This is a genomic window from Celeribacter baekdonensis (assembly GCF_003047105.1).
GTDB lineage: Bacteria > Pseudomonadota > Alphaproteobacteria > Rhodobacterales > Rhodobacteraceae > Celeribacter > Celeribacter baekdonensis_B.
The window spans coordinates 3,530,167-3,551,796 of the sequence record NZ_CP028475.1; the positions used below are offsets into that span (position 1 = coordinate 3,530,167).

General features: G+C 56.3%; 19 protein-coding genes and 1 pseudogene. 10 read left to right on the top strand and 10 right to left on the bottom strand.

The window, feature by feature from the left end; genetic code table 11:
• Window positions 1-6 precede the first annotated feature (6 nt).
• Both DA792_RS20975 and DA792_RS20980 read right to left on the bottom strand, forming a co-directional pair.
• Window positions 7-3,315 carry a translocation/assembly module TamB domain-containing protein gene (locus DA792_RS20975; RefSeq protein ID WP_107722503.1) on the bottom strand — a complete coding sequence of 1,103 codons (3,309 nt, stop codon included), beginning with the start codon at window positions 3,313-3,315 and terminating at the stop codon, window positions 7-9.
• Window positions 3,312-5,066: an autotransporter assembly complex protein TamA gene (locus DA792_RS20980; RefSeq protein WP_159075346.1), complete on the bottom strand. Its 1,755-nt coding sequence runs from the start codon at window positions 5,064-5,066 to the stop codon at window positions 3,312-3,314. Before DA792_RS20980 ends, DA792_RS20975 begins: the two co-directional genes overlap by 4 nt.
• A 202-nt stretch (window positions 5,067-5,268) precedes the next feature.
• On the opposite strand from DA792_RS20980, the gene DA792_RS20985 reads away from it, so the two are divergent.
• The gene (locus DA792_RS20985; RefSeq protein ID WP_107722505.1) at window positions 5,269-5,778 is read left to right on the top strand and encodes a PhnA domain-containing protein; all 510 of its coding nucleotides are present in this window, start codon (window positions 5,269-5,271) and stop codon (window positions 5,776-5,778) included.
• Window positions 5,779-5,857: 79 nt separating this feature from the next.
• On the opposite strand, the gene DA792_RS20990 is transcribed toward DA792_RS20985, so the two are convergent.
• The 5 genes and pseudogenes from DA792_RS20990 to DA792_RS21010 form a co-directional block, all read right to left on the bottom strand.
• Window positions 5,858-6,064 carry a cold-shock protein gene (locus tag DA792_RS20990; protein ID WP_009573514.1) on the bottom strand — a complete coding sequence of 69 codons (207 nt, stop codon included), beginning with the start codon at window positions 6,062-6,064 and terminating at the stop codon, window positions 5,858-5,860.
• Window positions 6,065-6,314: 250 nt separating this feature from the next.
• Window positions 6,315-7,364 (bottom strand): hypothetical protein, encoded by a 1,050-nt coding sequence (locus tag DA792_RS20995; RefSeq protein WP_107722506.1) that lies wholly within the window; start codon window positions 7,362-7,364, stop codon window positions 6,315-6,317.
• Window positions 7,361-9,015, bottom strand: a pseudogene (gene ettA, locus DA792_RS21000) (energy-dependent translational throttle protein EttA). Before ettA ends, DA792_RS20995 begins: the two are co-directional and overlap by 4 nt.
• A 70-nt stretch (window positions 9,016-9,085) precedes the next feature.
• Complete coding sequence (locus DA792_RS21005; protein WP_107722507.1) at window positions 9,086-10,390, bottom strand: SIR2 family NAD-dependent protein deacylase; 1,305 nt, start codon at window positions 10,388-10,390, stop codon at window positions 9,086-9,088.
• A gap of 67 nt (window positions 10,391-10,457) precedes the next feature.
• Window positions 10,458-11,333 carry a helix-turn-helix domain-containing GNAT family N-acetyltransferase gene (locus tag DA792_RS21010; RefSeq protein WP_107722508.1) on the bottom strand — a complete coding sequence of 292 codons (876 nt, stop codon included), beginning with the start codon at window positions 11,331-11,333 and terminating at the stop codon, window positions 10,458-10,460.
• Window positions 11,334-11,441: 108 nt separating this feature from the next.
• Here DA792_RS21010 and DA792_RS21015 point away from each other — a divergent pair, with 108 nt between their 5' ends.
• The 3 genes from DA792_RS21015 (at window position 11,442) to DA792_RS22940 (ending at window position 13,648) form a co-directional block, all read left to right on the top strand.
• Window positions 11,442-12,047 (top strand): nicotinate-nucleotide adenylyltransferase, encoded by a 606-nt coding sequence (locus DA792_RS21015; RefSeq protein WP_107722509.1) that lies wholly within the window; start codon window positions 11,442-11,444, stop codon window positions 12,045-12,047.
• A 117-nt stretch (window positions 12,048-12,164) separates the two neighbouring features.
• A complete protein-coding gene (locus tag DA792_RS22935; protein WP_254679338.1) occupies window positions 12,165-13,091 on the top strand; it encodes a D-alanyl-D-alanine carboxypeptidase in 927 nt (308 codons plus the stop codon).
• Window positions 12,983-13,648, top strand: coding sequence for a D-alanyl-D-alanine carboxypeptidase (locus DA792_RS22940; protein ID WP_254679339.1), 666 nt, complete (start codon window positions 12,983-12,985; stop codon window positions 13,646-13,648). The genes DA792_RS22935 and DA792_RS22940 overlap by 109 nt, the downstream gene beginning before the upstream one ends.
• Before the next feature lie 26 nt (window positions 13,649-13,674).
• Here the strand turns inward: DA792_RS22940 and DA792_RS21025 are convergent, their stop codons facing one another.
• Complete coding sequence (locus tag DA792_RS21025; RefSeq protein WP_107722510.1) at window positions 13,675-14,115, bottom strand: tellurite resistance TerB family protein; 441 nt, start codon at window positions 14,113-14,115, stop codon at window positions 13,675-13,677.
• Between the two features lie 232 nt (window positions 14,116-14,347).
• Here DA792_RS21025 and DA792_RS21030 point away from each other — a divergent pair, with 232 nt between their 5' ends.
• The 3 genes from DA792_RS21030 to DA792_RS21040 all read left to right on the top strand — a co-directional run bounded on the left by DA792_RS21030 (window position 14,348) and on the right by DA792_RS21040 (window position 18,958).
• On the top strand, window positions 14,348-15,991 hold the full coding sequence (locus DA792_RS21030) for a lysine--tRNA ligase (RefSeq protein WP_107722511.1): 1,644 nt from the start codon (window positions 14,348-14,350) through the stop codon (window positions 15,989-15,991).
• A gap of 81 nt (window positions 15,992-16,072) precedes the next feature.
• Window positions 16,073-16,468 (top strand): DUF4864 domain-containing protein, encoded by a 396-nt coding sequence (locus DA792_RS21035; protein ID WP_107722512.1) that lies wholly within the window; start codon window positions 16,073-16,075, stop codon window positions 16,466-16,468.
• A gap of 201 nt (window positions 16,469-16,669) precedes the next feature.
• Window positions 16,670-18,958: a glycosyl hydrolase family 28-related protein gene (locus tag DA792_RS21040; protein ID WP_107722513.1), complete on the top strand. Its 2,289-nt coding sequence runs from the start codon at window positions 16,670-16,672 to the stop codon at window positions 18,956-18,958.
• Between the two features lie 50 nt (window positions 18,959-19,008).
• Here the strand turns inward: DA792_RS21040 and DA792_RS21045 are convergent, their stop codons facing one another.
• Window positions 19,009-19,512, bottom strand: a complete 504-nt coding sequence (locus DA792_RS21045) for a pyridoxamine 5'-phosphate oxidase family protein (protein ID WP_107722514.1) — start codon at window positions 19,510-19,512, stop codon at window positions 19,009-19,011.
• Window positions 19,513-19,578: 66 nt separating this feature from the next.
• Window positions 19,579-20,271: a response regulator transcription factor gene (locus DA792_RS21050; protein WP_107722515.1), complete on the bottom strand. Its 693-nt coding sequence runs from the start codon at window positions 20,269-20,271 to the stop codon at window positions 19,579-19,581.
• Window positions 20,272-20,425: 154 nt separating this feature from the next.
• Here DA792_RS21050 and DA792_RS21055 point away from each other — a divergent pair, with 154 nt between their 5' ends.
• Genes DA792_RS21055 through DA792_RS21065 form a run of 3 tightly spaced genes read left to right on the top strand, consistent with a single transcriptional unit; the run spans window position 20,426 to window position 21,580 of the window.
• Complete coding sequence (locus tag DA792_RS21055; RefSeq protein WP_107722516.1) at window positions 20,426-20,632, top strand: hypothetical protein; 207 nt, start codon at window positions 20,426-20,428, stop codon at window positions 20,630-20,632.
• A gap of 52 nt (window positions 20,633-20,684) precedes the next feature.
• Window positions 20,685-21,002, top strand: coding sequence for an antibiotic biosynthesis monooxygenase family protein (locus tag DA792_RS21060; protein ID WP_107722517.1), 318 nt, complete (start codon window positions 20,685-20,687; stop codon window positions 21,000-21,002).
• Window positions 21,002-21,580, top strand: coding sequence for a rhodanese-like domain-containing protein (locus DA792_RS21065; protein ID WP_107722518.1), 579 nt, complete (start codon window positions 21,002-21,004; stop codon window positions 21,578-21,580). Before DA792_RS21060 ends, DA792_RS21065 begins: the two co-directional genes overlap by 1 nt.
• Window positions 21,581-21,630: the final 50 nt, after the last annotated feature.

The window sequence follows — 21,630 nt, forward strand, 5'->3', positions numbered from 1 at the left end:
CACACCCTAATAGTCCTTTTCAAAATAAACCCCAACGCCGGTGTCGCCGGTCGAGGACACGGACCCTTTGACGGTCACCTTGTCGGTGGCGTCAAGGTTGAGGTTGATCACCGATTTGCCATCACTGTCGATGGTCACGTCGGTGTAGATTTTATCCGAAATATATTTGCCGAGCTTCAACGAGCTGCCGCCCTCTTCTGAGGTTTGAAGATCAAGATCGTCGAGGCCAAAACTGTTGCGGATTGAACCGACAAGCCCGCCACCGCCGCCGGTTAAGGTCGCCACAGCCGAGGCCATTTGTGCCGCTTGCAGAGCGGAAATTTGGCTCAGACCACGACCGAACAGCAGTTGAGAGAGGATTTCTTCTTGCGGCAAGGTGGGCGAGGAGCTGAGCGTCAAGGCCAGCGCACTCAACGGCCCTTCGGTGACCAGTTGCACGTTCAGATCAGGGGTTTGCGTTTCCGCCACAAGCCGCACCACGGGGTCCAATTCACCCTGTAAGGTCAGCGTGCCCTCTTTCATCACAATGCGTTTGCCCAAAAGCGACAAGCGCCCGCGGATCAGCGAAAACTGACCCACCGGGATCACATCTTGGGTCGTGCCGCGCAGGCGCAATTTTCCGCCCAGTTCCGCATCCAAGCCCCGACCGCGAATGAAAATCTGGTTTGGGGCGGCGATGGTGACATTGAGCCCATAGGACGCCCCCGGTCCGCCATTGCGATCCGTGACCACAAGTCCCGCGCGCTTGCGGGTGGTGAGCACAGCGCTGGTTTGGCCGGTGTGGGTGATCTCGGGGATGTCGCCGCTGCCGCCAAGGCCGGAGGCCGACACAGTGATGTCGGTGCGGCCCAATGTAAGATCCCCGGCAATGGCAGCCCCCCCAGCCAGTGGGCCGGTGATGGCCAGACTGCCATTCAAAGAGGTGCTATAGAGCGTTGGGTCCACCAAGGTTAGGCCATTGAACGCCATCGTTAAATCGGCGGGAACTGTGCCCGAGAGGCCCAATTGACCAGAGGCGGAGATGCCGCCGCCACTGTCGGCATTGGTCACCACGTCGATCTGGGCGCGTTCGCCCGAAAGCGTGACCGTGCCACGCTCCACCGTCAGAGCGAGCCCTGCGTTTGAGACCACCACACGGGCGCCGGGGGTGACTTGAATTTGTCCTGACAGCGACGAGAGCGCGAGCGGGCCGTTGAGTGAGAGGTCAAAGCCCGCGTTGCCTTGGGTCAGTGCGGCGGTGGTGAAACGGTTGGACAGGCCCAAAGGCGCGGTGCCTGTCAGCGCGAGGTTGGCTTGGCTCGCGTCTTGGGCGAGGGTGCCGGTGACGCGCGCGGTCGAACCGCCGGGACCGGTCATATTGGCCTCAGTTTGCCACGGCGCTGTTGCGCTTGAGCGGGACACATCGGCGGCAAGGGTCAGCGGACCGGAGAGGCCAACACCAAGGCGCGCCACGTCATCGAGACGGGCAGAAAGCGTCAGCGCCCCGGCCTCAGACGACAGCGTGCCTTTGGCGGAGGCGGTCACAGCCCCCGTCGTCATATCCGCTGCGCGCAGGGTCAGCCCAGTTTCGTCGCGTTTGGCAGAGAGGCTCACCGTGCTGGAGCCATTGGTCAGTGCGTCCACTTGCGCGATGCCAAAGCGCAGATTGCTGCCTTTGGCCTCAGCGGTCAGATCGAACATCCCACTCAGAGGCGCATAGCTGCCTGAGCCTGTGGCCTGAACGGCCCCTGCAAGATCAAGGCCAGAAATGCGGGCAAATCGAGCCAGACGCGGGGAGTCGAGGCGCATGTCGCCGGTGAATTCAAGCCCTGCGTCCAACCCGGCCAGCCGACCTTGGACCGTGACGGTGGTTGCATCGGTTTTAAGCTCGACTGTCTTAAAGACGATGTCCTGCCCCTCTTGCCATGTCAGTTGGGTCAAGAGGCTGGGGTTGGCGCCAATGGCGTCTTGCACAGCAGGGTCATCAGAGACGAGACCGGTCACGGCGGCTTCAATCTTGGCGCTCACGGCGCCCAAACTGGTCAGGCCACTGTCATCCGTCAGCCGCGCGATGGTGCCGTCCGCATTGATCGCCGCTTTGCCAAGGCGCAGCCCGTCTTGCGTATAGCCATCGACATCAATCAGCGCGGTCCAGCCGTCATCTGTGGCGGCATCATAATTGGCAATGATCAGGGCTTTATCGACCATGCTACGCGCCGAGCCAAAAGGCAGCAGCGTCGGGCGGCCATCAGGGCTTTTGAGCGACCCGGAGAGCGCGAAGGATTGCGGCAGGCCATCGGCGCCAATCTTGGCTGCACCGACCATCGACACCGCTTGGGTCGAGAGGTTGAATTGCTCAAGATCAAACCCGCCTTCAGGATAGGACAGGCCGCGCGCTTGCAGTGTTGAGGAGGGGCCAAAGAACCGCGCGTATTCGGCGCTGAACAGCGGGGTGAGATCGCCGGAGAGATCAGCCGTAAACGCACGTGGGGCAGGGGCATCCGGGGCGTTTGGATCGGGGTTAGCTTTGAGGGCCACTGTGCCGGTGAGACGATCTTTGCCCTGTGTTGCCAAGGCGATATCGGCGGTGAAATCATCCAAAGGGCCCGCGCCCTTGGCCGTGAGAGACAGCTCAGGCGCGCCCGGTAGATTGGCCAGTGTCGCGATCAGGCCACCCGCCCCTTCGGTCAGGGCCAGATCAAGATCCAACACCTCGGTCGGACCATCAAAAGACACATCAACGGTAAAGGCACCGTCTGCGGCATCCAGGCGCTGGATGTCCAAGGTCGCAGCCCCCGATCCATCGGCCAAATTGGCGCTGCCGGCGAGGCTCAGATCCACCGCTTTGCCCAGTTTCAACACCGGAGCTCCGAGGTGGACACGCTTGGCCTCAATCGCGCCGATGTCGATCGAAACCGGCAAGTCCGGCAATGAAAATGGCTTGGCCTCGGGCGAGGGAGCCGTGGTCGTGGCCTCTGCCACGGGCAGACGGTCAAATAGGATTTCACCCGCCGTGATGCGGTTGATTTCGACCCGACCGGAAAAAAGCGCAGCCCGGCTCCAGTCCAGTTCGACATCGCGCAGGGTGAACCACACGCCGGTGTCATCGGCGATGGTCAGTTCGTCGAGCGTGGCGTTGGAGGACAACAGACCTTTGAACCCTTCGATGCGAATGTCGCGGCCCGCGCCTGATAGGTTGTCTTCCAAAAAGCCAACGATCACCGACCTGTCTCGGGCGGTTTGTGTGGCGTCCGTTTGTGTCGAGTCGGTGCTGTCCTGCGCCATCAGCGCCAGAGGGATGCAGATGGCGGTTATGACCGGGAGAAATTTGTTCAAAACGCTTGCCCTATGCCGATGTAGATTTGGAGGCCGTCGCCGGTGTCGCCCGTCACCGGTCCGGCAAGGTCAAGGCGGATTGGGCCAAAGCCGGTGTCATAACGCAGCCCAAGGCCTGCGCCCGAATGCCATTCGGCGGCGTCGCCCGGCAACGCTGATGTGCCGATGCCCCCGAGGTCATAAAAACCCACCACGGAAATCTTGCCTTTGACAACGGCACGCAATTCGGTTGAGAGGCCAAGGAAACTTGAGCCACCTGTGGCATTGCCGCCGCCCAAATCGACGTCGAGCGATTGGTACGGTTGCCCGCGCACGGTGCCGCCGCCGCCGGAGTAAAACAGCAAATCGGGGGGCACTTCGGTATAGTCCGCCCCGGCGATGGATCCCAGTTGCAACCGCCCGGCCAGGGTGAACCGATCATCATCCCCAAAGGAGAGATAGCCACGCCCATCGGCCATGACCCGCACGCCAGAGGCCGATCCGCTCACGCCGACAAAGGGGAGGATGTCGGCGTTGAAATAGGTGCCGGATTTTGGATTTAGCGCAGTGTCACGCCCATCGCGACTGCCGTTGATCGGGAAAATCACATGCGAGAAGGAGCGCGAGCCAAGCGAGTCCTCGACCTCGGAATAGCGGTAGCCGAGGCCAAAGGAAAAGGTCGAGTTCTGAGAGGTTTCCACATCGGCGCTGATGGTGAATTCGCCCCGATCTGAAAGGAAATCCGGCTCGTCCAGATGTTCGATTTCAGCGCCGAGGACGAGGGTGGTTTTGCGGGTAACCGTGGCGGGGCGGCGGTAGGTCGCGCCGAGGGAGTAATCTATGCCCGTTGTGCCGCCGAGACCGCCGATTTCGGCATCAAAGCGCAATCTGTCGGCGCTTTTGGTGAGGTTGCGATGCATCCAATAGGCCGAAACTGTGCCGCCTTCGAGCGACGACAGCTCCGCACCAAAGCCAAGCCGACGCTTCTTTTCATCCACCAGCGTTGCGGTGATGTCGAGAGTTCCGTCGGGGTTGAGCGCATCGGCCTCGCGCAGGGTGATCGAGCGGAACGTGCCGGTTTTTTGCAGGCGCCGGGTCACCAGATCAAGCGTGTCGGGATCATAGGCGCTCCCCGTTGGCATGTTGGCGATGCGCCACAGCCGATCTTCGCGCACGCGGGTGTCGCCCGCGAATTTCAAGCGGCCAAAGGCAACGGCGGGGCCGGGGTCGATGGTGAGGGCGACGTCGAGTGTTTTGCTGTTGTGATCTGCGACAATCTGTTGGTCTGACAGGGCCGCTTTGGCGTGCGATGCCTGTCGCCATGCCGCGATGGCCACGTCTTTTGCCTCACCGACCAAACCGGATTTGGCCACTTCGCCTGATGCGAAATCTTCGGGCAACTGCGTGTCCGGGGCGAGCGGGGCGACGGTGGCGCTGCCAAAGCGAAACCTTGGGCCGGGGGTAACGTTGATCACCACTGTGTTGATCGTCGATGGCAATGAAATCAGGGACATATCGGCCCCCTCGCGCCCGTCTACGCGGATTGAAATACTGGGCCCATAATAGCCCTCTCGGTACAGTGCACCAATCAGGCCACGGTAATCGGACTGAACCGCAGCGATGATTTCTTCGGGGGCTGTGACCGCGTTCTTAGCGGCCTCTAAGATGGCAGAGGCGCCCTCCAGACGGGTTTTTACGTCCCCCTCTGCGGTGGTTTCAAGCTTGGCCTCAAAGGCGTTGGCCGTCCCCGCGCAAAGCAAGGCCGCCGCCACAAACATAGTCCTTCTAAGCACCGCTCGGCCTTCCTCTTTGACGCGTTCACTCGTCTTTTACATAGAGCAATTATGCGGTGTTCCCAGCTTTGATTCCAGTGGCCGCGTGGGTCTTTTCACAAGGCTGTGAAGAGGTGGCGGTTTGTCGCTTGTGCGCTATAGGGCCAAGGCTTTAGGGTCCGCGCGAACAATGGAGGGCAGTATGGCCGAATGTGAAATATGTAGCGCGGATGCGGCATTGGTGGATGTGACCGTTGCGCCGAAAACGGACGTGGCACATCTGTGCGAGACCTGTGCGGGCGGGATCAAAGGCGAGGCCGTGCCCGAGGGGCATTGGCAGGCGTTGACCACGTCAATGTGGTCGGAAAACGATGCGATCAAAGTGCTGTCTTGGCGGCTTCTTAATCGTTTTGGATCAGAGGCTTGGGCGGCAGATGCGCTTGAAATGCTCTACCTTGAACCCGAGGTTGAAGAGTGGGCCAAGGCCGCTGGTCCCGAGGTCATTCACCGCGACAGTTTGGGCGCGGTCTTGTCCTCTGGCGATACGGTTGTGTTGATCAAGGACCTTCCGGTCAAAGGCGGCGGCTTTACCGCCAAACGCGGCACGGCCGTGCGCGGGATTTCATTGGTGCAAGACAACGCCGGGCATATCGAAGGCCGGGTGGAAGGTCAGCGGATCGTGATCCTGACCGAGTTCGTGAAGAAACGTTAATTTAAAAATCAGGGCCTAAAATGAAAAACGCCCGCAGAACTTAATCTGCGGGCGTTTTAGAATTCTGTTCGAAACAGGCTTACGCCATTTCGATGTTGACTGCGCTTTCGCGGCCGTCACGACCAGCTTCGATGTCGAAAGTCACTTTCGCGCCATCGGCAAGACCGGACAGGCCAGAACGTTCGACAGCAGAGATGTGCACGAACACGTCTTTTTTGCCGCCTTCAGGCTCGATAAAGCCAAAACCTTTAGTAGAGTTGAACCATTTCACGGTGCCATTAGCCATCGTGTGTCTCCTAGTTTAGATGTTGCCCGCTTAAGTGCGGCAACCCGGCGTAGTCAGGGATCGATCGAAGACTGTAGCCGATGAAGGAGAACAGAAGGGTCGATAGAGGTAACGTAGCGAGGTCCTTATGACAGGATTCTTGGCGCTTGGCTAGGGGAATGTTTGAGGGGGGTGGGGTTTGGTTTACAGGTGGTTCTTAGATAGGGACCATTCACAGATGCAAAGCATCTGTGACGCGCCTGACCCTCCTCTAGGGTGGGTCTGGCGCGGGGGAGAAGATCTTAACGTCATTTGCTGCGACGCGAACTATGTCATATTGATTTGAAATTCTGGCTTTGTTCTGGTTTGGCTCTCCGGGCGTCCCGAGCCTAAACCGCTCCAGCAAGTCTTGCCTTATTTCTGGTAGAATGTCATCGACCCAAGAGATTTTAAAAAATGAATTCTCGGAGTATTCAACTGCAAATTGGAGGAGTAGCCCGCCAATTTTTTCCAGTGGCAAGATTGCCTGGGAAGAAAAGAAGCTTGCAATGTTATGGTGTTCAACAATGTCCAAGCTTTGAAAGCTGGCGACTGGCTTGTTTTTGACGCGCCCGACATAAACAGTGGCTGACCCCCAAGCCATAGTTGGAGGAGGTAGAATCAAGCCGCCACTGAAATCAAATTCGGGAGCAAACGCACTTGCGAATGTGAAGGGGAGATCCTCTTTTAGCTGAAAGATTGACGCATAAAATGGAGCAGTGTTTTTCCCTGCCATCAATACTTCATAGGCTTCTTTTTGTCTCTTTAGGTCAATTACCGCAAGCCTCGTACCGTGCAGAAATGCCATGACGCTTTCGGCCAATCCAAGCTCAATGCCTAATTCTTTGACCCGTTGTATTTCATAAATTCGGATGATGCGCTCTTTTTTAAAGAGTTCCATGCAAATGATGCGATAGCCGAGAAGAATTAGATCATCTAATTCAATTTTACCGTCTTGTTGCTCCGCGCTTCTGAAAAGATAATTGTCATGTCTTGCGCAAAAGCCTGGAAACACGGATGCCTTCTTCAGGCCTGTTTTCGTGAACTGACATTTTCGAGTAGGTATGCCCTCTTGATTATTGGCATGTTGGATTTGGTAGACGTGCCCATTTTCCGCAATGGCTGCTAAACCACCACCTTTCTGAATGGTATGAGACGAAATAGCGCTTTCGGTGCATTGCGATCCATCTTTATTGGTAGCAACGCACCGATTAGCGCTCTTCTTGTAGATTGCAGTGCGGATAAGGCTTTGAAGTTCTGCCTGCTTTTTATTTTTGTTCAACGCGAGAACTTCTTATACTTCATCCGTTTAGGCTCAAGTGCTTCTGCGCCCAACCGCCGCTTCTTGTCTTCCTCATAGTCCTCGAAGTTGCCTTCGAACCATTCGACATGGGCATCGCCCTCAAACGCCAAGATATGGGTGCAAATGCGGTCGAGGAAGAAACGGTCGTGGGAAATGACCACGGCGCAGCCCGCGAAGTCGGTGAGGGCGTCCTCTAAGGCGCGAAGGGTTTCGACGTCCAAATCGTTGGTCGGCTCATCGAGCAGCAAGACGTTGCCACCGGATTTCAACAGGCGGGCGAGGTGGACGCGGTTGCGTTCGCCCCCGAGAGGATGCCGACTTTTTTCTGTTGGTCGCCGCCTTTGAAGTTGAAGGTCGAACAATAGGCGCGGCCGTTCACTTCGGCGTCGCCGAGTTTGATGATGTCTTGGCCGTCCGCGATGGCTTCAAACACGTTGGCATTGGGGTCCAAATCGTCGCGGTTTTGATCGACGTAGGACAGTTTGACCGTGTCGCCATATTCGACCGTCCCATCGTCCGGCTGTTCCTGGCCGGTGAGCATTTTGAACAGCGTGGTTTTACCCGCGCCGTTGGGGCCGATGACGCCAACAATGCCGCCGGGCGGCAGGGAGAAGGACAGGTCTTCGACGAGGAGCTTGTCACCCATGTGTTTTTTGAGGCCGTTGACCTCGATCACCTTGGAGCCAAGGCGCGGGCCGTTGGGGATGACGATCTGGGCGCGGCCAACTTTTTCGCGCTCGGATTGACCGGCGAGTTCGTTATAGGCGTTGATCCGGGCCTTTTGTTTGGCCTGACGGGCTTTGGCCCCTTGGCGAATCCATTCGAGTTCGCGCTCAAGCGTCTTTTGCTTGGATTTGTCCTCGCGGGCCTCTTGCGACAGGCGTTTGGCCTTTTGTTCAAGCCACGCAGAATAGTTGCCCTCGTAGGGGATGCCCGCGCCGCGGTCGAGTTCGAGAATCCAGCCGGTGATGTCGTCCAGGAAATAGCGATCGTGGGTGACGATCAGGATTGTGCCTTTGTAATCAATGAGGTGCTGTTGCAGCCAGGCGATGGTTTCGGCGTCCAAGTGGTTGGTCGGCTCATCGAGGAGCAACATGTCGGGCGCTTCAAGAAGCAATTTGCACAGCGCGACACGGCGTTTTTCACCGCCCGAAAGCGTGGTGACATCGGCGTCATCTGGCGGGCAGCGCAGGGCCTCAAGCGAGATGTCGATCTGACTGTCGAGGTCCCAAAGGTTCTGTGCGTCGATCTCGTCTTGCAGCGTGGCCATCTCGTCGGCGGTCTCGTCCGAATAGTTCATCGCCAATTCGTTGTAGCGGTCCAAAATGGCCTTTTTCTCCGCCACGCCCAGCATCACGTTGCCGCGCACGTCAAGCGTCGGGTCAAGTTCCGGCTCCTGCGGCAGATAGCCGACTTTCGCGCCCTCAGCGGCCCAGGCTTCGCCTTGGAAGTCTTTGTCCTGACCCGCCATGATGCGCATGAGGGTCGATTTACCGGTGCCGTTGACGCCGACCACACCGATTTTCACACCGGGGAGGAAGTTCAGGCGGATGTTTTCAAACACCTTCTTGCCGCCGGGATAGGTCTTGGACACGCCGTCCATGAAATAGACGTATTGATAGGCTGCCATGATACGGGCTCCTTTGGGAGGGAATAGGTTTGGGGTGGTTTAGCGTGGGAGAGGGGGGGATGGGAAGGGGTTAGCCTCTGTCAACTACCGCTTGTGCTTCTGGATGAATTCCTACTTTGTCTACGTGTGACTTTATTAGAGCTCGATTGTCTGCACTAATCTTGCTCCATCCAATCTTCCAGGATTCAGATGCTTCCCAAGAAATGCCATTCTTTTGCTTGTCTCGCACTTGCCCGATCGAGAACTCTACCGCCTCAAGAAAAGTTTTTTCAACTGATTTACAGCGAACATCTACCAAGCTGCCTAAATATATCAACCATCGAGCTAGGTGAGCATATTGATCCCAAGCATAAATCTTGCGTGTCAGTGCCCTCTTTTGTGTAATTATTTTATCAAAACCCTCGACGACCCATTCGTCATCAAGGCTAGCACCAGATGCGCCTAATGACGCGACTATCTCATAAAACGCCTCTTCTTTTTTTAGGCGTTCATCTTTGAAGCTGCGCTTTTCAAGGAAAACTTGTTCGTAGTTTCTCAGGGAGCGTTTGTACCTAGTTTTTGCCTCTGGGAGTTGGTCATTCAATTCTGCAAAGAAGCTTTCAACCTCAGTTTCTTCAATAACTCTGATGCCATAGCAACTATAGTAATAATCAATGATTTCTTGCGGAACTTTCTTTCTCGAGACAAAGAAAATGCTATTGCTTACTTTGTGGTCTCGAACAAAGCCGAGATAGTCGTTTAGTATTGCTTTAAGGTTCGTGTCGCCAAGTGAATACCCAATTATCACCACTGTATTTTCATGCAATAATGTACTTAGTTTACGGGAGTAGTATGTATCTTTTTCCATAAAGCGGAAATAGTCATTTGAAGTCAGCACCATTCTCTCAGCAACATCCACCGAGCCGTGGACATGTAAGACTTTTACCCGGCTATCAGAGCGAGGAATTGGTCTGCCAGGGCAGACACTCTTTACGTCTTCTCCGGCGAGCTCTTCTGCTAGCTTATCGTAATTTGTTGTTACAATGCGGAAATTTTCTTCACTAAAGAACTTGGTAACGTTCGGAAACTTTCTATCTAAGCTCAGCTTTTTGATCAGTATTGCAACGGATGTGTGCAAGGATTGCCTTGTTTTGGCGAGTTCCAGCTGAATGACTTGCGCAATCTCGTCGAGTTGTAGTGATGGTGCGCTTTTGTCATTTGGAAAAATGGATGTTTTAAAGTTTTCATCATGAATGAATTCGTCGCAGACTTGCTTGAGCAGCTCCTCCCACCCGGGAGCTGTGTTGTTCGACAAAGACTTTGAAAACCCAGTCCCAGTAAAGAAGCACAGGCGCTTGGCCGTCGCTGCATAGGCAATTTCAAAATACTCGCTCAATCAAATAACTCCCATAAAATCATAAATTTGATTATCACGCTGAGATTATCGTGATCAAGGTTTGTCATCACACCCGCTTCTCAAAGAACAAATCCGGGTAGGGATCGTCGTTGAACCGCTCAATTTCGGTCCAGCCGGTGCGGTGGTAGAGGCCCGTGGCTTCTGGCAGGGCGGAGTTGGTGTCGAGGCGCAGTGTGGTGATGCCCAAGGCGCGGGCGTGGGTGTCTGCCTCTGACATCAAGCGTTTGGCCAATCCAAGCCCGCGCGCGGAAGGGGCGACCCAGAGGCGTTTGATTTCGGCATAGCCTTTGTCGGTGCCTTTCAATCCGAGGCAGCCGGAGGGCAGTCGATCGGACATCGCGACCAAGAATGTGCCGCGTGGTGGGCGCATATCGGTGGCGTCTAAAGGCGCGGCTTCAGAGGGATCAAAGCCCATCGAAAAACGCACCGCCAGTTCGTTGTAATAAGAGTGCAGGCAGTGGAATGCGGTGGGGTGTTCCGGGTCAATTTCAACGATTTCGATCCGGTCTCGGCCCAAGGCGGAGGCGACCAAATCCATCGCGGCCAAAAGCGCTTCTGGATTGGGGTGGCGGTCGATGAGGGCTTGGGCGCGATCATTGGAAAGGGTTTCATAGGCCTCGTATTCGGCGTGGCCCTTTGGGGTGAAAGTAGCGAAACGACGACGTTTGTCGTGCCTGTCCTCTGAGACATGGATCAGGCCCTCGTCTTCAAGCCCACGCAAAAGGCGACTTAAAAGGCCGGTATCAAGGCCCAAAAAATCGCGAATGTCTGAGATGGATCGCCCTGTCGGTCCAATGGCATTGAGCACACGCGCAGCGCCAAGTGGGCGCCCGCGCCCCAGAAAGCTATGGTCCAGTGCACCGGTTTCTGTGGTGACGGCGCGGTTGAGGCGGCGGATACGGTCGACGGGGGTGAGGGGCATTTTAGAAGCTGACCTTGGTCTGATATTTTAACTGACTTTAGTCAGGTAATTGTGGCTGTCAAGTCAGACTGATTGACAGCCGCCTGCCTTCCCGCCATTCAGGATCTCATGCGGTATGACCTGCCATATGCTCGTCCGGGTCAAGTGATTGGCCTGCTCGGGGGATCGTTTGATCCCGCGCATGAAGGCCATGTGCATATCACCAAAATGGCGCTCAAACGGTTCAACTTGGATCGGGTGTGGTGGTTGGTCAGCCCCGGCAACCCTTTGAAACCAAAAGGCCCGGCGGCGATGGAAAAGCGGCTGTCCCATGCCCGCGCCGTGATGGATCACCCGCGTGTTGAGATCACCGCCCTCGAGACCCATACCAAAACACGCTATACTGCCGCCACGCTGGATGCGGTGAAGGCGCTCTATCCCGGAGTGAGTTTCGTCTGGCTGATGGGGGCGGATAATCTTGCCCAATTTCATCTTTGGCAGGATTGGCAAGGTATCATGGCGACAACGCCTGTGGGGGTGATCGCCCGGCCCGGCACGCGCGGCGCGGCGCGGAATTCGGTGGCCGCGCAAACCTTTGAATATGCAAAACTTCCGGCACGGGCGTCGCGGCTTTTGGGGCGGCGTGATGCGCCGTGTTGGTGTTTCATCAACGTACCGATGTCCGATACCTCCTCAAGCGAAATTCGCGCTAAAGGGGATTGGGGCGAGGTTTGAGGCGGCAGTAAGGGCCATAAATGGGCGATTTTGCAACGCCTGACCTTGGTCATGTTTTCCCGTCTTGCCCGGATCGCTACCACAAGGTTAACTCCAGCCTATTACGGGAGATTGGGTATGAGTGTGAACAGACGTGCGATACTTGGGCTGCTTTTGGGCGGTGTGGCCGGGGCGGCGTTTGGGCAAGAGACAATGGTTTCACCGATTCCGAAACCACGTCCGCGTGATCTTCATAAACAGGATCTTCCATCTGGTGATACGCTTGTTGATCGGGCGGGCCTGTCGGGGGAGGTTGCCTTTGCCGTGGCGCATGTGGCGCAGGGAGAGATGTTAGAGGTCCGTGGCCCGCTTTTGCGTTTACCTCCGGCCTCTGTGGCGAAAACGGTGACGAGCCTTTATGCGCTGGAACATCTGGGGCCGGATTTTCGGTTTGTCACACGGGTTTTGGCGACAGGTCCGATCAGCAATGGCGCGGTGCAGGGCGATCTTATTTTGATCGGCAGTGGCGATCCGACTTTGGACACCGATGCGCTGGCTCGGCTGGCGAGCCAGCTTCGTGATGCGGGGGTTTCGGGCGTGTCTGGGCGGTTTCTGGTCCATGACAGCGCCTTGCCTCGGATTGAACAGATCGACGGGGCGCAGACCGAATATGCGGGTTACAACCCGGCCATTACCGGGCTGAATTTGAATTACAATCGGGTGCATTTCGAGTGGCGACGTCAGGGCGAGGAGTACAGCCTGAAAATGGACGCGCGGGCCGAAAAATTTGCCCCGGACGTGCGCATTGCCCATATGCGGATCACGCAGCGCGACCGGCCGGTGTTTGATCACGAGCCGGGGCAGGGGCGGGACGAATGGACGGTGGCGCGCTCGGCACTTGGGGCGGGGGGGCGCGGTGGTTGCCGGTGCGTTTGCCGACGCTTTATGCGGGCGAAGTGTTTCAAACGGTTGCCGCGCAGCTTGGCCTGCGATTGCCACAGGCGCAGCTGGCAAATACTGTCCCCGAAGCGGCTGAGATTGCCCGCCTTGAGAGTGCGCCTATGAGTTTGATTGTAAAGGATATGTTGAAATATTCGACCAATTTGACAGCGGAGGTTTTGGGGCTTTTGACCACACAGGCACGCGGGGTGAACCCCGTGTCATTGCACGCCTCGGCGCAGGCGATGACCGACTGGGCACGGGAACGATTTGGCTTGCGGCATATGTCTTTTGTCGATCACTCTGGTCTTGGCGGAGCCTCAAAAATATCCGTGTCTGATATGGTGCATATGCTAACGACGCCGGGGGTTGAGGCAACGCTTGCACCACTTTTGAAGCCGATCCCGATGAAGGATGCAAAGGGCGAGGTGATCAAAAATGCGCCGGCATCGGTGGTGGCCAAAACCGGGACGCTGGATTTTGTGTCGACATTGGCCGGATATCTTGAGGCGCCGGGGGGCACACGGATGGCCTTTGCCATTTTTGCCGCAGACGTGCCAAAGCGTGAGGCGGCGAAACTGTCGGGTGAGGAAGTGCCTCAGGGGGCGAGGAGCTTCAATGCGGGGGCAAAGAAACTACAACAGTCGCTGATTGCACGCTGGGCAACCGCGTATCAGAGTTAAGCTGTCAGAAGCTCAGAAGAGACGGTTTAGGGGTTTTCCGCCTCATGCACGACAGCATAACGCGCCCGAGCACCACGTTCGATGGCGGCGGCATGCAGACGGTCGATGGTGAGTTCGTAGCGGATTTCTTCCAAAAGGCGCAACTCAGCCTCATAGGTGTGCCCGTCCGCAGCAGCCACATCACAGGCCAAAGCATAAGCGGTTTCAAACAGATAGCCCGGAAGATTGTCGCGGATCAGGCCGAAGAGCGCGTCAAGGCCGTCTTCTTCGGAGAAGAGATCAAAGACGGTCGAGGAGACCACTTTGATCCGGTCTGGATCATAATCGGCAAAGATCGGCAGGTGGTTGACGATGTTCTCGATCGTGACCAATTCCGCCGTGCGGATGTTTTCGTCAGACATGGATTGCGCAATCATGACAGCGACGAGGCAGTCTTGTGGCGTGAGGGAATGGGGCATATCGGTCATCGGATCGGTCTTTTCATAGGAGCCTAAAGGCAGTTGACCGAAGGATAGGCGGGGCGTTGGGTGGGGGCAAGTCTTGTTCTGACCGGGCAGGATGTGGTGAGCGAAAATCCAGAGGATGAGGCTGCAAGAGAGCCAGTAATTCTTGACCCTTGGCGTGACTGGCAATAGACGACGAGTTTGCGGGTGGCCTCTGCGCCAAAGCCCCAAGCCAAATGATATAAGGATTGTCCCCATGACTGACCTGCGTGACGCTGGTATGAGTTCGAAAGCCTGGCCCTTTGAAGAGGCGCGCAAGGTACTCAAGCGCTATGAGCAGTCCAAGGACAAGAAGGGCTTTGTGTTGTTTGAGACCGGCTACGGCCCGTCTGGCCTACCGCATATCGGTACTTTTGGTGAGGTCTTGCGCACCACGATGATCCGCCGCGCCTTTGAGGTGATTTCTGACGTTCCGACCCGGTTGATTTGTTTTTCGGACGATATGGACGGGATGCGCAAAGTGCCGGGCAATGTGCCAAACCAAGAGATGCTGAAAGAGAACGCGCAGCGGCCGTTGACCTCGGTGCCGGACCCGTTTGGCGAGTTTGAGAGCTTTGGCCACCACAACAACGCGATGTTGCGGCGGTTTCTGGACACGTTTGGCTTTGAGTATGAGTTTTATTCGGCCACGGAGTTCTATGCCTCCGGTCAATTTGACGAGGTGCTCAAGCGCGCTGTCGACAAATATGATGAGGTGATGGCGGTGATGTTGAAATCGCTGCGGGATGAGCGTGCGGCGAGCTATTCGATTTTCTTGCCCATCCACCCGGAGACCGGGCGGGTGCTTTATGTGCCGATGAAATCGGTCAACCGCGATGAGTACACCATCACCTTTGACGACGAAGAGGGGCGCGAGTGGACCTTGCCGGTCACGGGCGGCACCGTGAAATTACAGTGGAAACCGGACTTTGGTGCGCGCTGGGCAGCGCTCGGCGTGGACTTTGAAATGTATGGCAAAGATCACAGCACCAACACGCCGATTTATGACCGGATTTGTGAGATTTTGGGCGGCAAAAAGCCGGAGCACTTTACGTATGAATTGTTCTTGGACTCGAGCGGTCAGAAAATTTCGAAATCGTCGGGCAATGGTCTGACGATTGATGAATGGCTGAGCTATGCGTCGACCGAAAGCCTGTCCTATTTCATGTATCAAAAACCCAAAACCGCGAAACGGATGCATTTTGATGTGATCCCTCGGGCGATGGATGAGTATCACCAACAGCTCCGCGCCTATGCCAAACAGGACGTCACCCAACGCGCCAACAACCCGGTGTTTCACATCCATGGGGCGGATGTGCCGGCCTCCGATATGGTCGTGCCGTTTACCATGTTGCTCAACCTCGCTTCTGTGGCGGGGGCTGAGGACAAGGATCAGCTGTGGGGCTATATCAAACGCTATGCACCAGAGGCGACGGCTGAAACCCACCCGCAATTGGATGCGGCGGCGGGGTATGCGGTGCGCTACTACAATGACTTTGTGAAGCCCGAAAAGACCTTCCGTGCACCAACTGAGCAAGAGCGGGCGGCGATGACAGATTTGATGGCGGCCTTTGGTTCGGCCGAGGCGGCATTGGCCGAGATCGCCAAGAAAAACGCGGCGGATGGCGTGGAGGATGCTCTGCCTGTGGCGGATTTCACCGACGGGGATTTCTTGCAATCGGTGGTGTTTGCGGTCGGTAAGAACCACGAGTTTGACAACCTGCGCAATTGGTTCAAGGCGCTTTATGAGGTGCTTTTGGGTCAATCCGAAGGCCCGCGCTTTGGCTCTTTTGCGGCTCTTTACGGCGTCAATGAAACCATTGACCTGATCGCAAAAGGCTTGGCGGGCGAGCTGGCCTAAAGCGTCACGACAATTGACGTAAATGTGATCCAACCCTTCGTCTGGCTGCGTAAGATTGGCAGACAGACGGAGGGTTTTTACATGTTTAAAGCACTGATCACCGCAACAGTTCTGAGCCTTGCCCCGCTTGTGGCTGTGGCCGATGAGATGACGGATGTGATTTCTGATCAGCTACAGGCGTTTCAAAAGCGTGATGTAGGGACGGCGTGGGGCTACGCCAGTCCAATGATCCAAGGCCAGTTTTTTGACCCGCGCAGTTTTGCTCATATCGTTGAACAGGGGTATGGCCCGATTTGGAACAATGCCACCGCGAGGTTTGGCATGAGCATGGCGCAAGACGGGCGAGTGCTTCAGACGGTGATTGTCACCGATCAGGCGGGTCAAACGCAGGTCTATGAATACGACATGATTGAAACGGACGCCGGTTGGAAGGTCAACGGCGTGCGTCCGATTGAAATGCCGGATGTTGCCGTGTGACAGAGAGCGCGCGTTGCGCAGGGCCGCATTGAGCCGCGCGCAGGGTTAACAGCGGGGTTAACTTCGCTGCTGTAGAGCTTTCACATCTCGGGTCATGCGCCCGGATTTTCCATGACGAGAAACCATGAAAGAGCGTGCCGCACCGTGAGGGTTCGGCAGGCACCGGTCGCGCATGTATTGAAAGATGTGAAAGGGGTTCGGATGAACAAGGCCATTACTGACGGGCTGGCGCTGATGCCGCCAGCTTTTGCGAACGGTTTAAGCGTTTGGTCCAGCGAGAACGGCACGCCGGGCTCGGCGACCTATGATGGGGCCGCAAACGCGGCGCTGGTCGCAGCGGACGCGGATTTCGGCGGCTGTCTGGAAATCGTCAAAAACACCACGACAACGAAGTTGCGCTACATGGGCGAAACCCCGCTTTTGCCGGGGATGTATCTTCAGATCACCGCAAAAGTGAAAGCGATTTCTGGAAATTTACCCTCGGTGCGGATTGCGGGCTGGGCGGGGAACAGCAGCTTTGCCCATGTGGCAGGGGTGACGGAAATTGGCACCGAGGTGCCGCTGACCGCCTATGGCGAAGTGGTCGAAGTGACCGCGATTGTTGGTTCGGGCGCACGCGGTGGCGTGGACATGCCTTGGGGGCTTGATGCGGTTTACGGTCACTTTGGTTTGGATCTGACGGGCGCCAATGGCGGCACGGTTCGGATTGAGGACATCGTGATCGAGGATGTCACCTCCTATTTCCTCGGCGACAGCTCTGGGCGCATCGACATTCGTGATTTTGGTGCAGTGGGGGACGGTGTAACCGATTGCAAAGCTGCTTTTGATGCGGCGGATGTGGCGGCAGACGGACGTCAGATTCTTGTGCCGGAGGGAGTGTATTACATCTCCGATACGGTTTCGATGATCAATGAAGTTGTGTTTGATGGCACGGTCACGATGCCAGATGCGGCGCGTCTCACCCTGCGTCATGGGTTTCACCTCAACACCTATATTGATGCGTTTGGCGATGAGGTTTTGGGATTTAAAAAGGCGATTCAGGCGCTGTTTTACTATTCCGATCATGACAGTCTTGATATGTGTGGTCGCCGCGTTGAATTGGATCAACCCATTGACGTCGCATATGTTTCTGGCGCGACGAAGTTGGAAGTACGACGTGTGATCCGCAATGGCCAGATCAATGTCCAAGCCTCAAGCAATTGGGATGTGGAGGTGATGACATCCTCCGGCAGCTACAATGCGGCCTCTCCGCGGCAAATGACGAATGTGACCAATATCGCCAATGTTCAGGTCGGCAGCCTTGTGACGGGGACGGGTGTGGGGCGCGAGGTCTATGTTGAAGCGGTCAATGTTGGAGCGCAAACGTTGAGCCTGAGCCAGCCACTCTACGCGCCGAATGCCACCCAAACCTACACGTTCACGCGGTTTAAATATGTGTTGGATTTTTCGGGCCTGTCGAAACTGTCCCAGTTTCAGCTTTCCGATGTGGAATTTCTGTGCAACGGTCGTGCATCGGCGGTGATGCTTGCTCCTTCTGGCAGCAATTTCCAACTGCGTGATTGTCATATCAAATCGCCGTTGAACCGAGGCGTGACCTCCATTGGCGGCGGCTGTCAGGATCTTCACATTGACCGTTGTTCTTTCGTGTCCAACGAGCAAAGCGTTCGGGCAGAGGACCGTCAGTCGATTGCGTTTAACGTCAATGCCAATGACTCCAAAATTCGTGAAAACCGCTTTCAACGCTTTGGTCACACGGGCATCGTGTATGGCAACGGTCATATGTTTATTGGCAACCACTGGTTTCAAGGCGATGATGACACAGACAGTCCGCGCATGGCTGGATTGGTTTTTACCTATCCGAATGTGAAATCCATCATCACCGGGAATTACCTTGATAATTCGTTCATCGAAATGACGAATGAACATGATCCACGCCCGGAGTTTAATTCCGAGTTCTCCTTTGGCGGGTTAACGATCACGGGCAATATTTTCACCGTCAATGACAGTGCAAGTTGGTTCGCATGGATTGTGGTTAAGCCCTATGGTCCGGGCCATTTCATCCAAGGCCTATCGGTTCAGAACAACACCTTTAAGGCGATGAATGGCTACATTGATCGGGTCGATAAGGTCGATACGACCTTTGCTGATCTGGAATATAACTCGATGCGCAATATCACCTTTGAGGGCAATACGTTCAATGGGGTGAGCCAGAACACCATCAACCCTGCGTCGCTTGAATTCACCCAAGCCACGGCGGCGACCAACTGGGTGTTGGACCCGTCAGCCTATTTGCCATTCAATGGCTGGGCGCGGGTGGTTGAAAGTCTTGTGTTCCGCAATGCAGTGACCGATGCGTCGGGGACGACAGTGTTCCATACCCCCTATGCGACGGTCAACTACGGCTCTTCGTCCAATCAGATCCGTTTGACTTTTCCGGAGGCGACGAAGGGCACAGTGAACATGATCGTGCGCATGGATCGCCCAATTTAGGCGAAAAGATCTAAGGTGAAGAGGACCGGGCGGCTGAGGCTGCCCGGTTTTTATGACTGCGTCGGGATGAGATCGGCGGCGGTCAATTTATAGGCTTTGCCAAAGCCGCCATTCAGATCGGCAGTGAGCGGAGTGAAAGTGACAAAGGAAAAATCGGCAAAATCGACGTAGAGTGCTGATTTCGGGTGATGGCTCAACCATGCGGTGCGCAGAGCGCCGTGGCGGGGATCATCGCGGGTCACAAAATCTGTGTCCACACGGGCGGAGAGGCGCGGAAAGGCCAAAGGGTCACCTTTGCCCGGCGCTTCACCCAGCAAAAGCCCGGCACGGGTATCGGTCCTGAGCGCTTGGGTGTGGGCCGACAGATCCGAGATCAACGTCATCCAAGTGCCATCCTGCGCCAAGCCAAAGGCGATGCGTGTGACATGCGGTGCCCCGGTGGTTGGGTCAAGCACAGCCAGGGCAGCAAGCCGCGACGCGGTAATCACGTCCTGCGCCAAGGCGCGCGCTGTGTCATCGGTGTTCCGAATGGGTGAGGTGGTTTCTTGTGTCATACCCCTGTTTAGCCTCTAACGGCCCCGTCGCCAATCTTGAAGGGCGCAGAGGCGGAGATTTCGTGCCTAGGCCGCCTGTTGAGCGGCAGGTTCAGAAACGATCCGGTATCCCAGCCCCCAAACCGTCTGCACCATCTCCGGGTTGCCGCCGCTCAGCTCGATCTGGTGGCGGATACGGCTGAGATAGACGTTGATGATCCGGGCGTCGGGTTCATCATCCCACGCATAGAGGTGGTTCATAAACGCCTCGCGCGTCACCAACCGTTCGCGATGCAGGGACAGCATTTCAAGGATCTCATATTCTTTGCGCGTCAGATGCAACGCTCGACCATTCAGAGTTGCGATGCCGTGATGGCTGTCGAGGGTCAGAGGCCCAATGATCAGGTCTTTGCTGGCATAGCCAGCCGTCCGGCGCACGGCGGCTTTGATTTGTGCGGCAAGGGCTGCGGCATTTACCGGACCGTAAATCACATCATCCGCACCCATCGCGTAGGCCTTTTTGCGCATCTCCCAACTCTCGGTTTCGGTCAAAACATAGATCGGGATCAAAGGATTGCGCTGGCGCACATGCTCAATCAATTTACACCCGTCCATATCCGGCATGTCAAGATCGAGCACGATGGCGCTTTGTTCGCCAAATTCGGCAAAATCCATCATGTCGCGCCCGTCATTGACCCGCGTCACCAAAAGCCCCGCATCCGCGAGCCCCGCGGCGGCTGTCATGGAATTCCAGTTTGTTTCAGAGAGAAGCACACGCATAATCGACCCTTTTGTTATGCGCCGCCCTTTGGTTTTCGGGGGCGCAGTTGGGTCCGTTCTGGACGGCTGAGGCGGCCGTTTTGGCGCGCTGGTGTGAGGTTGATCTAATTTTAGCTAATTTGGATGGGGTCTTGGCAAGGATTTGTTATGGTTAATGCCTGAAAAGAAAAGAAAATCCGAAAAAATATCGCGCGCAGAAAAGAATGCGGCGCAGGTGAGGCAAGAGGATGAAAGCTGTGAGGAAAATGGTCCAAAAACTGTGGTTAATCGGGCCAAGCGGGCGTTGCAAAATGCGATGCCCACAGTTTCAGACTACCCCCTGTGCATCATGATTCTCCACAGCTCTGTTGCTAAAACCTGATACATTCGTGTTAGGCTATATCAGATCGCAGCGACAGATCAGGGAGGATCCAATGCCAACGATTTCCAAAGACAATGCCTGCCAGACCGTCTTGACCACATTTGAAACCACGCCCGGTTCGGCACAGGACCTGATGGAGGCGCTTCAGTCCGCCTATGCGGAGGTGATTTCCAAACAGCCGGGATTCATTTCGGCGGCGCTTCATATCAATGACGCCCAAACCCGGATCGCCAATTATTCGCAATGGACCAAGCGCGAGGATTATCAGGCAATGTTGCGCACCGACGAGATGCGCAAACGCAACCGGGTGATCAATGGCATGTGCAAGACATTTGAACCCGTCATGTATGAAGTAGAAGGAATTTATTAATGCGTTTGGCAATACTCATGACTTTGATGGCCGGAGCGGCGTTCGCGGACCCGGTCGGGATCACCCCAGATACGATGGCGGTCACGGTCGAGACCCCCACCGGCCCAATGGAGATTTCGCGCATTCAGGACAATGCCAATGAACTCTCCGGCACATGGGCGCAGACCTCGCGGCCTTGCCCGAATTTCTGCATCCAACCGATGGCCCCCGCACCGGGCGTGACCACCATCGGCGAATTGGAACTTATGGCAATGTTGCAGGACCCGAATGCCATGGTGCTCGACAGCCGGGTCAAACCGGATTTCGACGGCGGCGCCATCCCGGGTGCTGTGCATATGCCCTACACGGAGGCGGCGGATCGGCTGGGTGAGCTGGGCTGTGAGCCGGATTTCGAAGGCTTCATTTGCGACGGCGACCAAGTCAAAACCGTCGCGCTCTATTGCAACGGCCCATGGTGCGGCCAATCCCCCACGGCTGCGCGCCGCATGATCGAAGCAGGCTTTCCGGCGGAGAAAATTTTCTACTACCGCGGCGGCATGCAGGTCTGGCGGATGCTGGGGCTGACGGTGACGGAGTAGGGAGAGCACTCCCAAATGGAATGAACCGTCGCGCCTGACACTAGGGGTGG